Genomic DNA, 21035 nt, shown 5'->3' with positions numbered 1-21035 from the left:
CTTCCGGCTTCTGATAGTTCGTCAGCAGGCTGTCAGCCAGCTTGACGAGCTCAGGATCGGGTTTCACTCGTTTGTTGCGTTTCGCTACGGTCATCGTCGCTCCTGTTACTGACAGTCTCCTGCCAAATGACCGTTTACACAAAACTAATTACACCCTCAGAAGGGGCTACGCCTGCGAATCGCTGCGGCAGGTGAAACTCGCGCGCGCAACCGAACAGACGGTTCCAGGAAATACGTGTCGGCGCGCGCAGCGTCGCCGGAAGTATGACTGCCTTGTCACTGACGCCGAATGCGCGAGGGCACGGATTCCAGATGCACCACTACCGCAACTGCGCGGGGGACCCGCTTAAGAGTTAGCGGTTTGAGCCGCTTTCTTTTGCCTACTTTTCTTTGCGGCAGGCAAAGAAAAGTAGGTGCCGCCCCGCACAGGGGCAACGCTAATAAACCACTAAGAATTCAAGGAAAGGCCAACGCCCCAGGCAAACAAACGAAAGCGCCGCTCAGCCATAACCCCAAAACATCAAATAGCCTGCTTCTTCATCAACAACTTCAACAACACAGGCAACAACAACAACACCAACGGCAACTGCACAATCAACCCGGAAATAATGGCAATCGCCAAAGGCTGCTGCATAGCCGACCCTTGCCCGAGGGCAAACGCAAGCGGCAGCAATGCCAGAATCGCTGCAATCGTCGTCATGGCAATCGGCCGCAATCGATTCCGCCCAGCCGCAATCAAAGCCTCCTCAAACCCAACACCTTCATCCCGAATCAACCCCTGCAACTCAGATACATAAAAAATCGCCACCTCAGTCACGATACCGATAATCATCGTCATCCCCATCATCGCGGAGATGTTCAACTCGATGCCGGTAATCCACAGCCCAATAAACACCGCACCCGACGCCAGCAACGGCATCGCCATCACCGCCAGCGAAACCCGAAAGCGTTCGTATAGAAACAGCAGCAATCCAAACACCAACGCAATCGCGGCGCCGAACACAGTCAACAAGCCCTTGAAGGCAATCTGCTGTTGCTGGTACAACCCGCCGAGCTCGTAATACACGCCGCTCGGCAACAAGCTCTTGTCGCTCAACGCGTTCTGCACGTCGGCAATCGTCGAACCCAGATCGCGGCCGTCGATTCGCGCCGTCACCGCCACCATCCGCTTGAGATTGTCGCGGCTGATTTCCGGCTGGCCGGTCACCTTTACCTGATCGGCAACACGATTCAACGCGAACAGATGGCCGTCCGGCGCGCGAATCTGCAACTGCCCCAGTTGCGTATCGGTCAGCTTCAACGCACCGGCCACGCGCACCCGCACACCCACCGTCTTCGGTCCGGTCTGGAATTGCGTCGCTACGTTGCCCTCCACCATGTCGGACACGGCCTGCGCAATCGACTGCGGGTCCATGCCTTCAGCCGCCGCAGCTTCGGGCCGGATGTGCAATTCGAGTGCGTCGCCCGCCGGATTGATGCCGTCGTTGACGTCCACCACGCCCTGAATCTTGCCGATCTGCGCCGCGACCTTGCGTGCGGTCGTGTCGAGCGTGGTCTGATCGTCGGAGTAGATCTTGATCTGGACCGGCTGCGGCACCGCCGTCAGGTCGCCAATCAGGTCCTCCATCAACTGCGCGAGTTCGATACTCACGCCGGGCACCTGCGTCTCGACCTTCGAACGGATCTCTTCCATCACCGTTCCGATCGGCTCGCGGCCAGTCGACTTCAACCGCACGAAGAAGTCACCCTTGTTAGGCTCGTTCAGATCGCCGCCGAGACCGGCGCCGGTGCGGCGCGAGTAAGTCGCGACGTTCGGATTCGCGCGGATGATGCCCTCGATCTGCTTCATCAGCCGGTCCGTTTCGGTCACGGAGGTGCCCGGATCGGTGTGATAGTCGAGCACGAATCCACCTTCGTCCATGCTCGGCATGAAGCCGCTGCCCACCCGCGTGAAGGCGAACGCGGCCACCACGATCAGCGGCAGCACCCCAAGCAGCACGAGAACCGGGCGTGCCGTCACGCGTTCGATCAGAAAGCCGTAACGCCGGTTCATCCATGAGGCGAAGCGGGTTTCCTTGTGCTCTTCGGCGTCTTTGGGCGTCAGCCAGCGGTCGCACAGAATCGGCACCGCGAGCCAGGTGACAAGAAACGAAATGAACAGGGCGCTGGCCATCGTCACCGAGAGCGCCTTGAAAAACGCGCCCGTCACGCCCGACAGAAACGCGAGCGGCACGAAAATGATCAGCGTCGCCGCCGACGATCCGGCAAGCGGCCGCGTGAATTCGAGCGCCGCCGCCATCACGCGGCCGTGAAACTTGTGCGCGCCACCTTCGCGCATGCGTCGCACGATATGTTCGATCATCACGATCGCGTCGTCGATCACGAGGCCGACGGCGGCGGCCATCCCGCCGAGCGTCATGATGTTGAACCCCATGCCGAACACGTCGAGCAGCAGGATCGTCGCGGCCATCACAACGGGCACCAGCGCAACCGCGATCGCGGTGATCTTCCAGTTGCGCAGGAAGGCAAACAGCGTGAACGCAGCCAGCACCACGCCAATCATGATCGCGTCGCGCACGCTGCTCGCCGAAGCGATCACCAGCTCGCTCTGGTCGTACCAGTTCGAAAGATGCACGCCCGCCGGCATCTGATGCTGGAAGTCGGCGAGCTTCGCGCGGATCGCCTTGGCCATCGCCACGCTGTTCGCGCCTGGCTGCTGGAAGACGTTGAGCAGCACAGCGTCCTGGCCGTCGGCGGTGACGCGCATCCATTGCGGCACGACGCCCTGACGGACCGTTGCAACGTCGCCCAGACGGATTTGCGTCGCGCCGTTGGCCGAGACCACCACGTTGCGCAGCTCGTCGAGTTGCGTGATCGTGGTGTTGGCAATCACGAGGTACAGCTTGTAGTGATCCTCGATGCGGCCGGTGGCCATCAGCACGTTGCTCGCGCCGATCGCTTTCGACACGTCCGAGAGCGACAACTTGTAGGCGGCGAGGCGCGCCGGATCGATCGCGACTTCAAATTCGTCCTGCGCGCCGCCGGTCACTTCGACGCGCGCCACGCCTTCCACGGACGACAGCAACGGCCGCATCTGGAACTGCGCAAGATCGCGCAGCGCCGAGAGCGATTGCTGTTTCGACGTCAAGCTATACGCGAGCACGGGGAACACCGTCGGGTCCATGCGCCGCACCTGCATCGAGGTGCCTTGTGGAAGCGTCGCGAGGATCTCGCTAATCGCCGACTGTGCCTGCAACGTGGCTTGCGCCATGTCGGTGCCCCAGTCGAAATTGATCGAGATTTCCGCCGAACCGCGGCTCGTGGTCGATTCGACATCGCGTACGTTCGGCACGCGGCGCAGCGCCTCTTCGACCGGCATGGTCACAAGCGTGGCCATCTGTTCGGCGGGGCGGTCGCCCGCGTCGAGCGCGACAACGGCGCGCGGAAAGGCGACGTTCGGGAACAGCGAGATCGGCAGGCGAAACGCGGTCAGCGCGCCCGCGATCGCCAGCAACGCGATCACGAACAGCAGCGAGCGCCGGTGCTTCTGCATCCATTGACCGAAATTCATCGCGGCGCGCCTCCCGCAGCCCGCACCGTCATGCCGTCCTTCAACTCATAGTTGCCGCTGACGACGAGGCCCTGGGCGCCGTCGATCGGGCCGTCCACGCCGTAGCGGTCGCCGTTCTCGACCTGCGTGACGACGGCCACGCGGTGCGCCTTGTTTTGCGGCGTAATCTGGAACACGTACGCGCCTTTGTCGTCTTTCAGCACGGCGGCACGCGGCACGACCCAATGCGTGCCGCTGCGCGTCGCGATATCGGCGCCGACACGCGTGCCTGGAATGAACGCACTCTGTCCGAGCGGGACGTTCGCGCCGATGTTGACGAGCTGGCTTTGCTGATCGACCGATGCCCCGACCAGCACCACATGGCCGTCTACCGCGGCCTTCGCGAGGGAGGTGGACAGGCCATGCAACGTGACGGTGTCGCCGGCATGGATAGCGGACACGTCCGACGGTTCGACGCCGAGCGTCACGTTCGCGCGGGCATCGCGGCCGCTACCGCCGGCCAGTTGCAGGATCGCGGCGCCAGGCTGCACCTGATCGCCCTGTGCTGCCGACACCTGCAAAACCACGCCGTCGATCGGCGCCGCGATGACCTTGTTGCCGCTCGCGACTCCCGTCTGGTTCTGCGCGGCGAGCGCCTGCTGCGCATCATCGGCGGCCTTGCGGGCGGTGGCGAGTTGCGATTGCGTGGCGAGTCCTTTGTCGTACAGCGATTGCGTGCGCGCGAGTTCGCCTTGCGCCAGTGTTACCGCGCTCTTGGCCTGGGTGGCGGCAAGTACCGCGGCAGGATCGGCCTGCACAACGAATAGCGGCGTGCCGCGCGTGACGCTCTGGCCGGCCTGCACGCGCATCTGCACGATACGCGCGAGGTACGGCAGATTGACCGTGGTCAGGTTCGACGCGGACGCCGCGACGATGCCATACGCGCGGACCGGTTGCGCGATGACCGCACGCTGTACCCGTACGGTTTGCACGGATACGACGGATTGGTCGGCTGCATCGTCGCCCGTAGAGGCGCTGGCTGCACCGGCAGGGAGGACGGCGGCGCTCATGAGCGCGGCGCAGGCAAGGGAAATCGCATAAGAGGCGATGCGCGGCCGCCGCGCCGACAGTGGGCTATTTCGCATGAGTTTCGGTGAAGGTCTGAGCGGAGGTGAAGGCGTCGGGGATCGCGCTGCCGAGCAGCGCCTGCATGCCGACGCGTTGTTCGGCGAGCGATTCGCGCAGCGTGACGACGTCGATATGTTTGCTGAGCGCGGCGCTTTCTGCATCGGCGTACGCGCCGAGCACGAGATTGTGCTGCGCGTAGGCCGCAGCCGCGTGTCGCGCGGCAAGATCGACCTCGGGCAACGCGAGCTCGGTTTGCTGCAACTGCCGCGCGAGAATCACGCTGTCCGCGCGCATATGGGCGACGTCGGCATACGCCTGATTCAGGCGCGACTGATATTCGTCGCGCAGGCGCTGGCGCGTCGCTTTTTCGATCGCGACGTTGCCTTGATTGCGGTTGAAGATCGGCAGGCTCAGATTGATCTGGAAGCCGCTGGTGTAGATGTTCGAGGTGTCTCGCGCACGCACGAAACCCACGGAAAGACTCGGGAACTGGCTGAGAATCGCGGCGCGGTATTTCTGCTCCTGCGCTTCATACCCCGCTTGCAGCGCGATCAGGTCCGGGCGGCGCTGGGCAAGTTTGGCCAGTGCCGCGTCGAGCGTTGTGTCGGGTAGTTCGGCCGTATCTTCGCTGCCGGTGAGGTGCAACTGAACCTCGGGTGAGAGGCCGAGCAGCGCGTTCAGGTCGTGATGAGTCTGTTCCGCGGCACGTTCGGCGTCGGTGAATTGCTTGCGTGCGTCGCTGTATGCGGTGAGCGCGGCGGTCAGTGTGTCGTCGGTCAGATTGCCGTCGCGGTGCGCTTCGGCCATGCGCTCGTAGCGCGTGCGAGCGAGGTCGCGCTGTTGTTGCAGCAATGGCAGCGTGTCCTGCTGGAAGCGGGTCTTGATGAACAACTGCCGCGCCTGGGCAACGATCTGCCATTCCTGCCACAACAGGCCGAGATCGGTCTTGGCCACCGTCGCGTCGGCGGATTGCTTGTTCGCACTACGCAGCACGATCGCCATCACGTCGATGCTCAGACCATAATTGAACGCGCGCGTGGTGCCGGTCGCGCCCGGGTAATCGCTCGATACGCTCAGTTGCGGGTCGGGCAGCAGTCCGGCTGAGTAAGCCTGTGCCCGGGCGATGCCGAGATCGTCGCGAGCCAGCTTCAGGTCAGGATTGTTCGCCACGGCCAGCATCGCGACTTCGTCGATATCGAGTCCGTCGGACGGATCGAAACGATGCGCGGCCAGTTCCGGCAACGGCATGGTCGAAGGATCGATCTGAATGCGTTCGAGCGAGCCGGAGGAGGTCGACGTATCTTGCGGTGCGAGCGGCTCGCGGTGATACCACGTGCACCCGCCGAGCAGGATTGCGCAGAGGGGCACGAGTACGCGCCACCGTGCCGCAGGGATAGTCGCTGACTTGGCCGACGATTGAGCCGCGAGCGCGGCGCTCTGGCCGGCCGGTCGCCTCGCTGCTGAGGTGGCCGCTGAAATGGCCGCTGCGGCGGCGTTGAAAACGGGCAAAATCCGACTCCTGAGCAAAGGGTGGGACAGCCGCGAGCGGATGTCGCAGAACAGGTGCCGATTCTGCTCATGGAGAGCTTAAGGAACGCTTAACCGAAATTTAAGCGTCCCATCAGCTTCCCTTCAGCGTCGCCTAAGCTTCCCTTAAGGATGTCATAAGGAAGCGTTAAGCTAACACGCCGGACAATGCGGACAAACTGGAAAAAGGAGAGGCCATGCGTCTGTTACTCGTCGAAGATGACGACATGATTGCGGAGACGGTATTGGGCGCGATGCGCCGTTCGGGCTATGCGATCGACTGGGCCGAAGACGGCCGCGCGGCGGAGTTGTCGCTGGGTAACGGCGTGTACGACCTCGTGCTGCTCGATCTCGGCTTGCCGAAGAAAGACGGCATCGACGTGCTCAATGCGTACCGCAAGAGCGGCGGTGCCGCGCCGGTGATTATCCTGACCGCGCGCGACGCCGTCGACGAGCGGATTCGCGGCCTCGATGCGGGCGCCGACGATTACCTGATCAAACCCTTCGATCTCGACGAGCTGGCCGCGCGGGTGCGCGCGCTATTGCGCCGGCGCACCGGCCAGAAGCAACCCATCTATGCGCACGGCGAACTCACACTCGATCCCGCAGCGCATGAAGTCACCAAAAGCGGCGACGTGCTGCCGCTCGTGCCGCGCGAGTTCGCGTTGCTGCAGGCACTGATCGAAGAACCCACGCGCGTGTTCACCAAGGCCGAGCTGGAAGAAAAGTTGTACGGCTGGGGCGAGGAAGTGGGCAGCAACACCATCGAAGTGCATGTGCATAGCTTGCGGCGCAAGATCGGTGCGGAGCAGGTGGTGACCGTGCGCGGCGTGGGCTACCGTCTGAAGAGGTGCTGATGACGTCGATTCGCCGCTGGCTGCTGGGCTGGCTGATTTTCGGGCTGGCCGCGGCCTCGGGAGTGGCCGGCTTCGGCATCTTTCACACCGCGCGCGAAGAAGCGAGCGAACTGTTCGACTACGAACTGCGCACTGTGGCGCTGTCGTTGCCGTCGAATCTGGCCGGTGCGAGCGACGGCGAACATCGCAACCCCGACCTGGGCGATCTGGCCGACGACCGGGTCGTGATCGAGATCTGGGACCGGTCCGGCCAACTCATCTATCACTCGACGCGGGCACCGGTGTTTTCGCGTTTGCCCGCGGGCTTTAGCACGGTCGAGCGCGGCGAGGTTCACTGGCGCGCGTTCGGCCTGGAACAGCGCGACCGTTATATCCAGGTTGCGCAGCCGATCTCCGTGCGCGAGGACCTCGCGCTGCAACTGGCGCTGCATACGCTGTGGCCCCTCGGCGTGCTGGTGCCGGTGACGATCCTGCTGGTGCTGCTGGTGGTGGCAAGGGGACTCGCGCCGATTGGCGGCCTGACGCGTGCGCTGACGACCCGTTCGCTCGATTCGCTGGAGCCGTTGCATCTGGACGGCACCGTGCCGGTCGAAATCAAACCGCTGGTGGAAGCGCTCAACGATCTGCTGCAACGCCTGAACGTTGCCTCGCAGGCGCAGCGCACGTTTATCGCCGATGCCGCGCATGAGTTGCGCTCGCCGCTTGCCGCGCTGAAGCTGCAATTGCAGGCGGCGTCCCGCGACGGCTCGTTAAAAGGCGAGGGGCAAGCGCTTGAGCGCGTCGAGGGGCGCGTCAACCGGATCATTCACCTGGTGCAGCAGTTGTTGACGCTGGCGCGCGAGGACGCGCATCCCGTGACGTCGATGGTGCCGGTGAGTATGCGCCGCATCGGCGAGCAGGCGGTGGGGGATCTTTCGCTGCTCGCGGAGACCCGGGAGATCGATCTCGGGCTTGAGTGTGAAGACGCTCGCACGGGCTACGATGCCTATACGGTACTCGCCGAGCCGCATGGAATGAGTGTGTTGCTGGGAAATCTGCTCAACAACGCGATCCGGCATACGCCGCGGGGCGGGCGTGTGGATGTGATTCTGAGGCGCGCTGGCGAGCGGGTGGGGTTCGACGTGGTGGATAGCGGGTCCGGAATACCGGAGGCTGAAATCGAGCGTGTTTTCGATCGGTTTTATCGAGGGGAAGACGCGCAAGGCGAGGGCAGCGGGCTCGGGTTGGCGATCGTGGCGCGAATCGCCGCACGGCATCAGCTTGCGCTTTCGATGCGGAATAATGTCGGGCGGACCGGGCTGTGCGTGTCGGTTTTTGGCCTGACAGTGTATGAGCTTGTGGCGCCTGTTGCGGCCAAAAGTTGATCGTTCCCCGCCACCGGCGCACAGCGCATCGCCGGGTGTCAGGAGCGGGTCCCAACTCGCTGCTACAATCTTGTCTTTCTCGATTGATTGTGCGCTATGGGTTTCGAACAACTCGCTGAATTGAAGAAGCAACTGGCTGCGGCACGCGCCGAAGCTGCGCCTGCGGCAAAGCCTGCGGCCAAGCCTGTCGACAAGGCCGGTGCGAAGCCTGCGCGCAAGCCGTCGCCGCCACGCCGTGCCGCGCCCGCAGCCAGGCCGGCCGCCGAGGCCAAGCCCGCGGCCGAGGCCAGGCCCGCAGTCGACGCAAGGCCCGTGGACCCGGTGGTGAAGTCGATCGGGAGACTGCAAAAACGCTTCCCGAATGTATTCCCGAAGAATCCGGCGCCCAAGCTCCCGCTGAAGGTCGGCATCTTTGAGGACCTCGTGGCCCATGCGAAGGAACTGTCCCTGAGCGAAGCCGAGCTGCGCGACGCGATCAAGACCTGGTGCCGTGGCAGCCGCTACTGGAAGTGCCTGGTCGAAGGCGCCACGCGCGTCGATCTGACGGGTGGCGAAGCAGGCAAGGTCACGGCACAGGAAGCGGCCGGCGCGCAGCGTCTGCAGGCGCATCGTGCGGGCAGGGGCGCGGCGAAAGCGGCGGCTCCGTCGGCTCCGTCGGCTGAAACGTCCGCCAACGCTGCAGCGGCGTCGGACCTGCCGGCTGTCTCGGCCGATCCATTGGCACAAGCACCGCAAGCAGCGCAAGCAGCGGCCGCCCCGCAAGGTGACGCGCAGAGCCAGCCACAAGCTGTCTCGGCGGACGCCCCGGCCGCTGAATCCACAACGCCGCCGGCGGCACCGTCGGTTACCGCCGAAGCGTAAAAAGAGGCCCGCCGCCCCGTCTAGGGGTGGCTGCCTTGCGCGGCCAGCCGGCTGCGCACAAAGCCGACGTGCTCGCGCAACACGTAGAACGCGTCGGCATATGCAAGCGGCATACGCAAGCGGTTAAGCGACGCCTCGATCTGATCGAGTTCCGCGAAAAGCTGCTTGCGCTCCTCTTCGGTCGAGTCGGCGAGTGCGCCGCGCTCGATCGCAATCAACGCCCCGTAATAGCGATAGATGCGCGAGCGTACGCGCCACCCGTAGAGCGCCGGGATTAGCCGCATTGCCGGAATCAGCAGCACCGCCATTGGCAGCAGCAGAACAAGCGTGCGGTCGCCTATGCTCGCGAGCCAGAACGGCAGCGTGCGGTACAGGAAACTCTTGCCTGTCCTGTAGTAGCGCTGCGCGTCTTCGCTGATCTGATATTCATGGGCGACCGGACTCGGGAATTGCCCCGCGTGCTGCAGGAGCCCAGGCAGGCCGTGCACCTCCTGCGCGGCCTCGATCAATAAATCGGAAATGGCCGGATGCAGATTGGTCCGTGCCACGAGTTCAACCGTCGGGCTGATCAGGTGGACGGTGTCGGGCGGAATTCTATGCTTGAGATCCAGCACGCCAGGTGGCAGATCGATTTCGTCGAGATAGGGAAAGAGACGCGTATAAGCGTTGGCTTCGTCGAAATCCATCACGGAGATGCCGGGCACCTTCAGGAGCCGCAGCATCAAGCCGCGCGTGGCCGAGTCGCCGTTCAGGATCGCCGCGTCGACTTCGCCCGCCACGAGTTGCGTGGCGGCCTGCAAGCCGTCGCTCGGCACCAGCACCGTGTCGCCGCCCGGCTCGATGCCGTTTGCTTCGAGCAGTTTGAGCGCGAGGAGGCGCGTGCCGCTGCCTTCGCGGCCGATGGCAATCCGTTTGCCTTCCAGTTCTGAAAGCTCGCTGATACCCGTGCCGCGATAGAACACCACCACCGGGATGTAGAACACGCTGCCGAGCGACATCAGCGATGACGTGTCGAGCCCATCGGCCGCGCCGCCTTGCACGAGTGCGAGCTCGACATGCTGTTTGGGGTCCAGCAGACGGTGCAGGTTCTCCACCGAGCCATCGGACTCCAGCACCTTCAACGTGATGCCGTTGCGGGCGAGGATCCTCTTGTACAGACCCGCGGTGACGAAGACCGAACTATCGTGCGGGCCCGCGCTGATCGTGATGGTTTTCGGCGGCGCCGGATCGACCACCCAGACGATCAGCGTGACCATCAGCACGATAATCGCGGCCACGATGACGTAAGGCACGGTGTGATCGCGCCACTCCGCATGCGAATGATCGCCGGGTAAATGCGGGGGACGCGGGCGATGCGCTTTCATGGACACTCCGTGCCGATAACCGGGATGAGGCATTGTCCACTGTCCGCGGCGAAAACGTGAAATGTGCGGCATAAGCGACGGTTTGCGCGCGTGCATGCGCGGTGCCCCATGTCATAATCGACTGCAGCTTCCAGTCTTGTCACCGGGCGCATCTTGAGTCGTTTCTATCGGAAGATCGGCAGTTGGCTGGGATTGTTTGCGATCCTGATGGCCACGCTCGCGCCAACGATCTCCCATTCGCTCGCTGCACACAACGGCGGTGAACCCGGAATGGAAGGCGAGCATTGCTCGATGCCGTCGATGGCCTCCATGCCGGAGAGGGATGCCATTTCCTCCATGTCCTCCATGTCTTCGATGCCGGATCAGGCATTGGACGACCCCGACGGCAAACATACTGAGCACACTGCCACGTCCGACGGCGACGCCTGCGGCTATTGCAGCCTGCTTGCTCACATGCCCATGGTGCCCAGCGTCGAGACGCTGTTCTCCGTCACCGTCCGCGTGTTTCAGCATACCGTCGCCACCCGCTTCGAGAGCGTTCGCCGCGTCGAACCGCTCACCTTCGCGCAGCCTCGCGCACCGCCGTTCGCATCCTGATTCGAGTCACACCGGCGCGATGCCATGAGTGCATCGCGATGCCGCCGCGGGTCCGATTGTCGATGCGCGCCGGTCTTGTCACGACCCATGAACAGGATGAATCATGCAAACCCAAATAACGCGCAGCGCCATACCGCTGCGCGCGGCGTCGCTCGTTGCGGCCGCCACCGGCGTATTGCTCCTCGCACCTTCAATCGCCAGTGCTCACGCTATCGCGGGCAATCGCGTCTTTCCGTCGACGATGGCTGTCGACGATCCCGGCGTCGGCGACGAAGCCAACCTCGAGTACGGGCACCAGCGCGTGCCGGGCGACAACGGCGATCAAAGCATCAATACCTTCGACTTCGAGTACGATAAGTTGATCACGCCGCGCCTGGCAGTCTCGGTAGACGGCGGCTACGCGATGCAAAACAATCCGAAGGCGCGCGGCTTCGACAACTTTGGCGTCGGTGTGAAGTACCTGCTGTATGTCAATGACGAACACGAGTTCATGACTTCCGTCGGTGTGAACGCGGAACTCGGCGGGACAGGAAGCCGTGCGATTGCGAGCAACTTTTCGACGATCTCGCCGACGATTTACGCCGGCAAGGGCATGGGCGACCTTCCCGCGTCACTGGCCTATCTGCGGCCGATCGCGATCACGGGTGAGGCCGGTCCGGCGCTGACAACGGGAGCGGGGCAGCCGAACGCGTTTAACTACGGATTCACGGTGCAGTACAGCTTGCCGTATCTGCAGCAGCACGTGCACGACGCCGGCCTGCCTCAGCCGTTGGCGAACGTCATTGCGCTGGTGGAGGTCCCGCTCTCGAGAAGCCAGGGGCAGACAACCGGCACGGTCAATCCGGGCTTCATCTGGATCAACCGTTATGGCCAGTTCGGCGTCGAGGCGCAAATCCCGATCAACCACGCAAGCGGTTCGCACGTGGGCATTCTGGTCCAGGCCCACATCTTTTTCGACGATGTCGCGCCGACCACGATCGGCAAGCCTCTCTTCCAGTAATGCAGCAAGCCCGTCACGCAGGAGCAAGCAATGAAAAACGATCGGATTGACCGGCTGCGCGCCGCGGTGAAGGTGCCGTTGCTGATTGCCGGGCTCGCCTTCGCGAGTGCCGCTTTCGCCCATGTATTTCCGCAGAAGCAGGAGCCGGGCGCGGGTGCGACAGTGGCCTCGCCCGCACAGGTGCGCGTGATGTTCGACGGGCCGCTCGAGCCGTCGTTCAGCTCGCTGACCGTGACCGACGCAAGCGGCAAGCAGGTCAACACGGAGAAATCCGCCGTCGACACCCATCAGACGGCGACGATGACCGTGCCGTTGCCGCCGCTCGCGGCCGGGCATTACACCGTGCACTGGGTGGCTGTGGCATCCGACGGGCATCGCACGCACGGCGACTATGCGTTCGACGTGAAGTAGGTCGAAACAGTGATGCGCTGCGTCATCGAAGCAACGATGGCGCAGCGTGTCCGATCTCGCCGGGGATCGTATGCACGTTAAAAGTACTATCATCGATTGCAGGTATTGAGCGCTTGTCTGTGCAATGCAGCAGGCCTTTGCCTCCCGGGAGAGAACCCATGTCGGAGTTTGTGAAGGCGCTCCTCGGCGAGGAAAATGGCCCACCGCGCGTCCAGCAGCGTGGCCATCAGCGCCGGCAGATCGCGTGGCTCTACGCGTTATTACTTACTTTCAATCTCGCGGCATGGGTGGCGGCCTTCGTGGCGTTTCGCGGCTACCCGCTGCTGATGGGCTCGTGCCTGCTTGCTTACTCGTTTGGCCTGCGGCATGCGGTGGACGCGGATCATATCGCGGCGATCGACAACGTCACGCGCAAGCTGATGCAGTCCGGCCAGCGTCCCCTGACGGTGGGGCTAATGTTCTCGCTGGGACACGCCACGATCGTCGTCCTGGCAACGATCGGCATAGCGGCGACCGCCATGGCACTACAAAGCCGGATGAGCGGATTCAAGGAAGCCGGCGCCGTGATCGGCACGCTTGTGTCGACGTTCTTCCTGTTTGCCATCGCGCTCCTGAATCTGATCGTGCTGCGCTCGGTGCTGCGCGCTTTTCGGCTCGTGCGCCGAGGCGAGCCTTGCGTCGACGAAGATCTCGACATGCTGCTCGCCAATCGCGGCTTTCTCGCGCGTGTTTTCCGGCCGCTATTCCGGCTGATCAGCCGGAGCTGGCACATGTACCCACTCGGCCTCCTGTTCGGGCTGGGTTTCGATACCGCAACGGAAGTCGGGCTGCTCGGCATATCCGCCGCCGGCGCCGCGCAAGGCATGTCGATCTGGTCGATTCTGGTGTTTCCGGTGCTGTTCATGGCCGGCATGACGCTCGTCGACACCACCGACAGCATCCTGATGCTGGGCGCCTATGGTTGGGCGTTCGTGAAGCCGGTCCGCAAGCTTTATTACAACATCACCGTGACGGCGATCTCGGTGCTCGTGGCGCTCCTTGTCGGTGGCATAGAAGGCCTCGGATTACTGGCTGACAAGCTGCATCTGAGTGGCGCATTCTGGCAGGCGGTGGGCAGTCTGAACGACCACTTCGGCATGATCGGCTACGCAATCATCGGTGTATTTCTGGCGAGCTGGTTATTGTCAGTCGCGCTTTACAAATGGATGCGGTTCGAGGAACTCGAGATTCGCTAACGATGGTTGTAAGAACTCAACCGCCTGAACCCTGACGGGCTATTGTCAGAGAATTACAGTAGTCACACAGTAGTCACAGCAATCGGGCCAATAGGCCGCGCCATCTCTCGTCAATAAGGGCCGGAATCTGGGTTATTTCGCATCGCTGAACTATACTCAAAAAAGTTTTTCGGGCTCATCACGGTGGGCACCATCCCCAACAATACATGCAGCAAATCCGATCCTTTTGACCGCATCGTGCGGAATTATTGCCGATCGATTGCTGGACACGTGACTGCCGTGCGGCACTCGCCACGTATCTTTGCCTGACCTGAAAAGAACGTGGTTCGCAGTGGAGACACACATCATGGCAGAAGCAGACAACGTCCCCTATGGGCGCAAGACTCAGCACGCGCCGGCTCTCAAGGAAGTGCACATCATCTGGATTACCGCGGGCCTCGGCTGTGACGGCGATTCGGTATCGATTACCGCGGCGACCCAGCCGAGCATCGAGGACGTCATTCTCGGTGCGATCCCCGGTCTGCCTAAGGTCCATTTGCACAACCCGGTATTGGCGTATGAAAACGGCGACGAGTTTCTCAAGCCGTTTCATCAGGCCGCGCGTGGCGAGCTTGAGAACTTCGTGCTGGTGATGGAAGGATCCATTCCAAACGAACGTATTAATCGCGAAGGATATTGGGCCGCATTGGGCACCGACCCCGATACGCAGGAACCGATCACGATTCCGCAATGGCTCGACCGGCTCGCGCCGCGCGCGCTGGCGGTAGTCGGCGCGGGCACCTGCGCGACTTACGGCGGCATTCATGCCATGGAAGGCAATCCGACCGGCTGCATGGGCCTCGCCGATTATCTTGGCTGGGACTGGAAGTCGAAAGCGGGTCTGCCGATCGTCAACGTGCCGGGCTGTCCGGTGCAGCCGGATAACTTCATGGAGACGCTGCTCTACCTGCTCTACCAGTTGGCGGGTCTCGCGCCGATGATTCCGCTCGACGACGCGTTGCGGCCGAAGTGGCTTTTTACCCGCACCGTTCACGACGGTTGCGATCGTGCGGGCTCCTACGAACAGGCGATCTTCGCCAGCGAATACGGCAGCCCGAATTGCATCGTCAAGCTGGGCTGCTGGGGGCCTGTCGTGCAATGCAACGTGCCCAAACGCGGCTGGATGGGCGGCATTGGCGGCTGTCCGAACGTGGGAGGTATCTGCATCGGCTGCACGATGCCGGGCTTTCCCGACAAGTTCATGCCATTCATGGATCAGCCACCGGGATCGGTGCTGTCGTCGAATCTGATCAAGAGCTATGGTCCGTTGATTCGCAGCCTGCGCAAGCTGACCAACAACACGCTCAACGACGAGCCGAAATGGCGTCACAACGGTTCGAAACTCACCACCGGCTACCGTCGCTGATCAGGCGGCCTGGTTGGCGATGTAGTTGACGGAATTCGACTTGTCAGCAGGGAGAAGGTCATGGCCGTTAGTACCGCACCTGAAGCGACCGCAAGCACCCAGGCAGCGCCGGGCAAGCTGGTCGAAATGAACTGGGATCCGATTACGCGGATCGTCGGCAGTCTGGGGATTTACACCAAGATCGATTTTGCGAACCGCCGTGTGGCGGAGTGCTACAGCACGTCATCGATCTTTCGTGGCTACAGCATTTTCATGAAGGGCAAAGACCCGCGCGACGCGCATTTCATCACAAGCCGTATCTGCGGGATCTGCGGCGACAATCACGCGACCTGTTCGGTGTACGCGCAGAATATGGCGTACGGCGTGAAGCCGCCGGCGATTGCCGAATGGATTGTCAACCTCGGCGAAGCGGCCGAATACATGTTCGACCACAACATCTTCCAGGACAACCTGGTGGGTGTGGACTTCTGCGAAAGGATGGTCAAGGAGACCAATCCCGGCGTATGGGACAAGGCGCAGAAAACACCGGCACCGCACGCGGATAAGCATGGTTACAAGACCATCGCGGACATCATGACCGCACTCAATCCGTTCACCGGCGAGTTCTATCGCGAGACCTTGATGGTCAGCCGCTATACGCGCGAGATGTTCTGCCTGATGGAGGGGCGTCACGTGCATCCGTCGACGCTTTATCCCGGTGGCGTGGGCACGGTGCCGACCATTCAGTTGTTCACCGATTACATCACGCGCTTGATGAAGTACGTGGAGTTCATGAAGAAAGTCGTGCCGCTGCATGACGATCTGTTCGACTTCTTCTACGACGCGCTACCGGGTTACGAGGAAGTCGGGCGGCGCCGCATTCTGCTCGGTTGCTGGGGCTCGTTCCAGGACCCGAACGTGTGCGACTACAGCTACAACACGATGACGCAATGGGGCCGCGGCATGTTCGTCACGCCTGGCGTGGTGGTGGACGGCGAACTGGTGACCACCGATCTCGTGGATATCAACCTGAACATCCGCATCCTGCTGGGCAGTTCCTATTACGACGACTGGGATCACGAAGAGACCTTCGTGAAGAACGATCCGCTAGGCAATCCAGTGGACCGTAAGCATCCGTGGAATCAGACCACGTTGCCGCATCCGCAAAAGCGGAAATTCGACGGTAACTACACGTGGGTGATGTCGCCGCGCTGGCTCGACAAGCGCACCGGCGATCACCTCGCACTCGATACCGGCGGCGGACCGATCGCACGCCTGTGGGCCACCGCGTTGGCGGGGCTGGTCGATATCGGTTACATCAAGGCGACCGGTCATAGCGTGAAGATCTATTTGCCGAAGACCGCGCTCAAGCCCGAAGTCGAATTCGAATGGAAGATTCCGAAGTGGAGCAATGCGATCGAACGCGATCGCGCGCGCACGTATTTTCAGGCGTATTCGGCGGCTGCCGCCTTGTACTTTGCCGAGCAGGCGCTGGCTGAATTGCATGCGGGCCGCACTCGCACCTTCAGCGCCTTTACGGTGCCGGAAGAGGGCATTGGCTGCGGTTTCCATGAAGCGGTGCGTGGCGTGCTTTCGCATCACCTCGTGATCCGCGACGGCAAGATCGCCAACTATCACCCGTATCCGCCTACGCCGTGGAACGCGAATCCGCGCGATATCTACGGCACGCCTGGGCCCTATGAGGACGCGGTGCAGAACACGCCGATCTTCGAAGAGAACGGGCCGGACAAGTTCAAGGGCATCGACATCATGCGCGCCGTGCGCAGCTTCGACCCGTGTCTGCCGTGCGGCGTGCATATGTACGTCGGCAATGGCAAGACGATTGACACGTCGCACTCGCCGACCTTCGGCGTGATGCAGGGAGCGCACACGTGAGCGACGACCGCGCGGTCGCCGCGCAGCAACGCCGCATTGACGAACTGATTGCGGCGCTGGAAGCGCTCGACGATCCGCGCGCGCGGGAGCCTGCCAAAGAACTGCTGCAGGTCGTCCTCGATCTGCATACGAACGGGCTCGCGCGGCTGATGGAGATCGTGGCGGACGCGGGCGCGATGGACGAAGCCATGGTCGCGGCATTCGAGCGCGACGCCGGCGTGTCGGCGTTGCTGCTTTTGCACGGCCTGCATCCACAGGATCTGCCCACGCGCGTGTCGCGCGCGGTCGAGAAGATGCGGCCGTTGCTCGGCGCTCAGGGCATCCAGATCGAACTGCTCGACGCCGCGGAAGAAGCCGTGCGTGTGCGCGTGGCCGGCCGCCTGCAAGGTAAGCACAACTCCGTGGGCGAACTGCAGCAGGACATCGAGCGCTCGATTTTCGAAGCAGCCCCGGAAGCGATGCGTGTGGAGATCGAGGGCCTGCCGGACGTCAATGTGCATGAACTGCGCTTTGTGCCGCATCGCGCTGAGGCTGCAGGTGGCGCAACGAGCGAGATGGCAAGCCGGACCGAGGCCGGCGCGCAATGACACCCGCCGCCGTCCTGACACGCGGCTGGGTCGCGCGGCTGCGTCATTTCGTGCGCAAAGCCGACGACATGCAATGCGAGTTGTGCGGACTGCCGCTTCTATCCGATCATCCCCATCTGTTCGAACCCGCCCGGCGGCAGCTCCTATGCTGTTGCCGTGCATGCGCGCTGTTATTCGGCAGTCAACAGAATGCGCGCTATCGTCCGGTGCCGCGCGATGCGCAATATCTCGCGGGTTTCCACATGAGCGATGCGCAATGGGACGCGTTGGCGATTCCCATCGATATCGCGTTCTTCTTCCACGACAGCGAGGCACAGCGTATCGTCGCGCTTTATCCTGGCCCCGCCGGCGGCACGCAATCGCTGCTGGAATTGCAGGCGTGGGACGAACTGGTCGCCGGGAATCCGTTGCTCGCGCAACTGCAACCCGATGTCGAAGCGCTGCTGGTCAACCGCAGCGAAGGCGCGCGCGATTATTACCGCGTGCCGATCGACCAGTGTTATGCACTGACCGGCGTGATTCGCGCACGGTGGCGCGGACTGTCCGGCGGCCGGGAAGCGTGGGATTCGATTCATCGTTTCTTCGCCGCGCTGAAGACTCATGGCCGGGTGCCGGAGGGCTTGCTCCATGCCTGATCTCGGGTTCACTGTCGAGTCGGCGGAAGTCGTGCCGTTCGCCGCAGCGCCGCTGCTGACGTTCAGGTTGCGTGTCACGAACACGCCGGCGCAGGAAGAGATCGCCAGCGTGACCCTGCAATGCCAGATTCAGATCGAAGCGGCCAGACGCCGCTACACGCCCGCTGAACAATACGGACTCGAGGACCTGTTCGGCTCGCCGCCGCGTTGGGGCGAAACGCTGCGCACGCTGCTATGGACTCACACGACGGCAATCACGCCGCCGTTCAGCGGCGAATGCGCGCTCGAATTGCCCGTGCCGTGCAGCTACGATTTCAATGTGGCCGCAACCAAATATTTTCATGGCCTCGAAGAAGGCGAGATTCCGCTGATGCTGCAATTCAGCGGCACGGTGTTCTACCGCGACGCCGGCGGCGCGTTGCAGGCCGCGCCGATTCCGTGGCACAAGGAAGCGGCGTACCGGCTGCCCGTTGCGCTATGGCATGACATGATGACCCGTTACTACCCGAACGGCGCCTGGCTGTGTTTGCACCGGGACGTGTTCGATCGCCTTTCGCGCTATAAAAGCAGACGGGGCCTTACAAGCTGGGAGCAGGCGGTGGCAAGCCTGCTCGACGGGGTTGAGGAGGACATATCGTGAACGCGGTCGAACGTGTCGTCCAGGCGGTGCTGTACGAAGGCTACATGCTGTATCCGTACCGGCCGACCTCAGTCAAGAACCGGCAACGCTGGACCTTCGGCGGCGTGTATCCGCGCGCCTATGCCGAGGCGTCCGGCAGCGATCCGTGGGTGACCCAGACCGAGTGCCTGCTAAGCGGCTCTGAGCGGACCCGCGTGGCCGTGCGGCCCGGCTTTCTGCAGGTGATCGAGCGGACGGTGCTGGAGGCGGCTGACGGGTCCATGGCGCGGCCGGAGTCGGGTGAGCCGGCGTGGCGCACCGTGCCCGCGCTCGATATCGACGAACGGCGCTACACCCCGTGGCAGGAAGCGTCCGAGCGGCATATCGCCGTGCCGGTTCTGGTCGTCGGCGAATTGCTCGACGCGCCGCGGCAGATTGCGTTTTCGTTCGAGGCGACGAGCGAGCTCGAACCGCTCGCTGACCGGCAAGGAACGCTGCGCGGTGCGCTGCACCGTACCCGGGCTTCGCTGCAAGGCCGCGTCGAATTGAGCGCCGCCAGCGTGGCGGCCGGGGTTTATCGTTTGACGGTGCGCATCGTCAACGAGACGCCGCTTGACCATGCCCGGGGCCTGAAGCGCGATGCGGCTTCGCTGTATGCGCTGGTGTCCTGCCATACGGTGCTGAGCGTCGAGGGCGGCACGTGGATCTCGTCGATCGATCCGCCCGCCGAACTGGCCGAGGTTGCTGCCGCGAGCCGCAATATCGGCGTGTGGCCGGTATTGGTAGGCGACGAACAACAGCCCGACACGATGCTGGCCTCGCCGATCATTCTCTACGATTTCCCGCAGATCGCGCCTGAAAGCGCCGGCGATCTATTCGACTCCACGGAGATCGACGAGATTCTCACGCTGCGCATTCTCACCATGACCGACGACGAAAAGCGCGAAATGATCGCCACGGACGAGCGCGCGCGTGCCTTGCTTGCCCGCACCGAAGGCCTTGGCGCCGAGCAGATGGCGAAACTGCATGGCACCTTGCGGCAGGTACGCGTACTCGATTCGGCAAGCGGCAGCGCTTTTTCGCCGCCGGAAACACCCGCCATGCCGGTGTCGCCCTGGGCGGAGCTCGACGCGCGGCCGCATCTTGCCTGCGTGCGGGTGGCGGGCGTCGAGATTCGGGTCGGCGATCAGGTGCGCTTGCACCCACGTGGCCGCGCGGACATCTTCGATATCGCGCTGAGCGGCATGATTGCCACGATCGAATCGATCGAGCGCGATTTCGACGATCACGTGCATGTTGCCGTGACGGTTGACGACGACCCCGGCAAAGATTTCGGCATGCAGCGCATGCCTGGCCATCGCTTTTTCTTCGGTCCGGACGAGATCGAGCCCCTGGTGGGTGCGTCCCGCCCATCTCCCCCATCTCCCTCACCCCGGCCGTCCAGTCGCAAAGGGGGCCACGCATGAGTGCGATTCTGGTGGCGGGCATCGGCAATGTGTTTTTCGGCGACGATGGTTTCGGCGTCGAAGTGGTGCGCCGTCTGCGGGAAAAACTTGCGGCCGGTGAGTTGCCTGCATTTGCCCACCACGTGAGCGTCGCGGACTTCGGGATTCGCGGCATCGATCTTTGCTATGCGCTGCTCGACGGCGTGGACAGCGCGATTCTGATCGACGCGATGCAGCGCGGCGCCGCGCCAGGTACGTTGCATGTGATCGAGCCGTCTGTGGAAGCATCCGTTGGCGGCGGGTCTGACGATCCGTACGCGGTGCCGATTCTGATGTCGCCTCACGAAATGGATCCGGTCAAGGTGCTGCAGACGGTGCGGATGCTCGGCGGCGGTTGCGAGGATATCGTCGTGCTCGGTTGCGAGCCGCAAGACTTCGGGTTCGAGAAAGGCGAGCAAGGAAGGATGGGTTTGAGCGGCGCGGTGTCGGCGGCGCTCGATCAGGCGGTTGACCTGACCGTGACGTTGGTGATGGCGAGAGTGGAGCGGTTGTCCGCGCGTGCGGCCTGAAAAACT

Annotated in this window: 18 protein-coding genes; 14 read left to right on the top strand and 4 right to left on the bottom strand. The window is 62.9% G+C overall.

All coding sequences use genetic code 11. The annotated features are described in order from the left end of the window. Positions 1-520: 520 nt before the first annotated feature. From KHO23_RS16095 to KHO23_RS16085, 3 genes are read right to left on the bottom strand one after another with little or no spacing between them, the layout of a single operon-like run. Positions 521-3571, bottom strand: a complete 3051-nt coding sequence (locus KHO23_RS16095; protein WP_211612196.1) for an efflux RND transporter permease subunit — start codon at positions 3569-3571, stop codon at positions 521-523. Continuing rightward, positions 3568-4695 (bottom strand): efflux RND transporter periplasmic adaptor subunit, encoded by a 1128-nt coding sequence (locus tag KHO23_RS16090; protein WP_211612195.1) that lies wholly within the window; start codon positions 4693-4695, stop codon positions 3568-3570. The genes KHO23_RS16095 and KHO23_RS16090 overlap by 4 nt, the downstream gene beginning before the upstream one ends. Then, positions 4685-6046, bottom strand: a complete 1362-nt coding sequence (locus KHO23_RS16085) for a TolC family protein (protein ID WP_236066870.1) — start codon at positions 6044-6046, stop codon at positions 4685-4687. Before KHO23_RS16085 ends, KHO23_RS16090 begins: the two co-directional genes overlap by 11 nt. 356 nt (positions 6047-6402) lie before the next feature. Between KHO23_RS16085 and KHO23_RS16080 the strand changes: the two genes are divergently transcribed. The 3 genes from KHO23_RS16080 to KHO23_RS16070 all read left to right on the top strand — a co-directional run bounded on the left by KHO23_RS16080 (position 6403) and on the right by KHO23_RS16070 (position 9287). Continuing rightward, on the top strand, positions 6403-7062 hold the full coding sequence (locus KHO23_RS16080; protein ID WP_211612194.1) for a response regulator: 660 nt from the start codon (positions 6403-6405) through the stop codon (positions 7060-7062). Continuing rightward, positions 7062-8426 carry an ATP-binding protein gene (locus KHO23_RS16075; protein ID WP_211612193.1) on the top strand — a complete coding sequence of 455 codons (1365 nt, stop codon included), beginning with the start codon at positions 7062-7064 and terminating at the stop codon, positions 8424-8426. Before KHO23_RS16080 ends, KHO23_RS16075 begins: the two co-directional genes overlap by 1 nt. Positions 8427-8522: 96 nt before the next feature. Next, positions 8523-9287, top strand: coding sequence for a ProQ/FinO family protein (locus KHO23_RS16070; protein ID WP_211612192.1), 765 nt, complete (start codon positions 8523-8525; stop codon positions 9285-9287). A 20-nt stretch (positions 9288-9307) separates the two neighbouring features. Here KHO23_RS16070 and KHO23_RS16065 read toward each other — a convergent pair whose 3' ends face one another. Further along, positions 9308-10651 carry a TAXI family TRAP transporter solute-binding subunit gene (locus KHO23_RS16065; protein WP_211612191.1) on the bottom strand — a complete coding sequence of 448 codons (1344 nt, stop codon included), beginning with the start codon at positions 10649-10651 and terminating at the stop codon, positions 9308-9310. 153 nt (positions 10652-10804) lie between these two features. Between KHO23_RS16065 and KHO23_RS16060 the strand changes: the two genes are divergently transcribed. The 11 genes from KHO23_RS16060 to KHO23_RS16010 all read left to right on the top strand — a co-directional run bounded on the left by KHO23_RS16060 (position 10805) and on the right by KHO23_RS16010 (position 21029). Further along, positions 10805-11248, top strand: a complete 444-nt coding sequence (locus KHO23_RS16060) for a DUF2946 domain-containing protein (RefSeq protein ID WP_407946058.1) — start codon at positions 10805-10807, stop codon at positions 11246-11248. Positions 11249-11351: 103 nt separating this feature from the next. Then, entirely contained in the window at positions 11352-12248 is an 897-nt protein-coding gene (locus KHO23_RS16055; RefSeq protein WP_211612190.1) for a hypothetical protein, read from the top strand. Between the two features lie 30 nt (positions 12249-12278). After that, complete coding sequence (locus tag KHO23_RS16050) at positions 12279-12659, top strand: copper resistance CopC family protein (RefSeq protein ID WP_211612189.1); 381 nt, start codon at positions 12279-12281, stop codon at positions 12657-12659. A 158-nt stretch (positions 12660-12817) separates the two neighbouring features. Next, complete coding sequence (locus tag KHO23_RS16045) at positions 12818-13894, top strand: HoxN/HupN/NixA family nickel/cobalt transporter (protein ID WP_211612188.1); 1077 nt, start codon at positions 12818-12820, stop codon at positions 13892-13894. A gap of 346 nt (positions 13895-14240) precedes the next feature. Then, positions 14241-15299 (top strand): NADH-quinone oxidoreductase subunit B family protein, encoded by a 1059-nt coding sequence (locus tag KHO23_RS16040; RefSeq protein ID WP_211612187.1) that lies wholly within the window; start codon positions 14241-14243, stop codon positions 15297-15299. Positions 15300-15359: 60 nt separating this feature from the next. Beyond that, positions 15360-17174 (top strand): nickel-dependent hydrogenase large subunit, encoded by a 1815-nt coding sequence (locus KHO23_RS16035; protein WP_211612186.1) that lies wholly within the window; start codon positions 15360-15362, stop codon positions 17172-17174. After that, complete coding sequence (locus KHO23_RS16030) at positions 17171-17761, top strand: NifU family protein (protein WP_211612185.1); 591 nt, start codon at positions 17171-17173, stop codon at positions 17759-17761. The genes KHO23_RS16035 and KHO23_RS16030 overlap by 4 nt, the downstream gene beginning before the upstream one ends. Beyond that, positions 17758-18396, top strand: a complete 639-nt coding sequence (locus KHO23_RS16025; protein WP_211612184.1) for a DUF5947 family protein — start codon at positions 17758-17760, stop codon at positions 18394-18396. Before KHO23_RS16030 ends, KHO23_RS16025 begins: the two co-directional genes overlap by 4 nt. Continuing rightward, entirely contained in the window at positions 18389-19036 is a 648-nt protein-coding gene (locus KHO23_RS16020) for a DUF6084 family protein (protein WP_211612183.1), read from the top strand. Before KHO23_RS16025 ends, KHO23_RS16020 begins: the two co-directional genes overlap by 8 nt. Further along, positions 19033-20481: a hypothetical protein gene (locus KHO23_RS16015; protein WP_211612182.1), complete on the top strand. Its 1449-nt coding sequence runs from the start codon at positions 19033-19035 to the stop codon at positions 20479-20481. The genes KHO23_RS16020 and KHO23_RS16015 overlap by 4 nt, the downstream gene beginning before the upstream one ends. Beyond that, positions 20478-21029, top strand: a complete 552-nt coding sequence (locus KHO23_RS16010; RefSeq protein WP_211612181.1) for a hydrogenase maturation protease — start codon at positions 20478-20480, stop codon at positions 21027-21029. The genes KHO23_RS16015 and KHO23_RS16010 overlap by 4 nt, the downstream gene beginning before the upstream one ends. The last annotated feature ends 6 nt before the right edge of the window (positions 21030-21035 follow it).

The organism is Paraburkholderia haematera (assembly GCF_905220975.1).
In the GTDB taxonomy this organism is placed as follows: domain Bacteria; phylum Pseudomonadota; class Gammaproteobacteria; order Burkholderiales; family Burkholderiaceae; genus Paraburkholderia; species Paraburkholderia haematera.
The sequence above is the reverse complement of the archived record's forward strand: the minus strand, read 5'-3'. Positions and strand labels throughout refer to the sequence as shown.

Excerpts from the sequence above, each read along its gene's own strand:
- KHO23_RS16095 (WP_211612196.1), bottom strand. The coding sequence starts at position 3,571 with ATGAATTTCGGTCAATGGATGCAGAAGCACCGGCGCTCGCTGCTGTTC.
- KHO23_RS16090 (WP_211612195.1), bottom strand. The coding sequence starts at position 4,695 with ATGCGAAATAGCCCACTGTCGGCGCGGCGGCCGCGCATCGCCTCTTAT.
- KHO23_RS16080 (WP_211612194.1), top strand. The coding sequence starts at position 6,403 with ATGCGTCTGTTACTCGTCGAAGATGACGACATGATTGCGGAGACGGTA.
- KHO23_RS16075 (WP_211612193.1), top strand. The coding sequence starts at position 7,062 with ATGACGTCGATTCGCCGCTGGCTGCTGGGCTGGCTGATTTTCGGGCTG.
- KHO23_RS16070 (WP_211612192.1), top strand. The coding sequence starts at position 8,523 with ATGGGTTTCGAACAACTCGCTGAATTGAAGAAGCAACTGGCTGCGGCA.
- KHO23_RS16065 (WP_211612191.1), bottom strand. The coding sequence starts at position 10,651 with ATGAAAGCGCATCGCCCGCGTCCCCCGCATTTACCCGGCGATCATTCG.
- KHO23_RS16055 (WP_211612190.1), top strand. The coding sequence starts at position 11,352 with ATGCAAACCCAAATAACGCGCAGCGCCATACCGCTGCGCGCGGCGTCG.
- KHO23_RS16050 (WP_211612189.1), top strand. The coding sequence starts at position 12,279 with ATGAAAAACGATCGGATTGACCGGCTGCGCGCCGCGGTGAAGGTGCCG.
- KHO23_RS16045 (WP_211612188.1), top strand. The coding sequence starts at position 12,818 with ATGTCGGAGTTTGTGAAGGCGCTCCTCGGCGAGGAAAATGGCCCACCG.
- KHO23_RS16040 (WP_211612187.1), top strand. The coding sequence starts at position 14,241 with ATGGCAGAAGCAGACAACGTCCCCTATGGGCGCAAGACTCAGCACGCG.
- KHO23_RS16035 (WP_211612186.1), top strand. The coding sequence starts at position 15,360 with ATGGCCGTTAGTACCGCACCTGAAGCGACCGCAAGCACCCAGGCAGCG.
- KHO23_RS16025 (WP_211612184.1), top strand. The coding sequence starts at position 17,758 with ATGACACCCGCCGCCGTCCTGACACGCGGCTGGGTCGCGCGGCTGCGT.
- KHO23_RS16020 (WP_211612183.1), top strand. The coding sequence starts at position 18,389 with ATGCCTGATCTCGGGTTCACTGTCGAGTCGGCGGAAGTCGTGCCGTTC.
- KHO23_RS16010 (WP_211612181.1), top strand. The coding sequence starts at position 20,478 with ATGAGTGCGATTCTGGTGGCGGGCATCGGCAATGTGTTTTTCGGCGAC.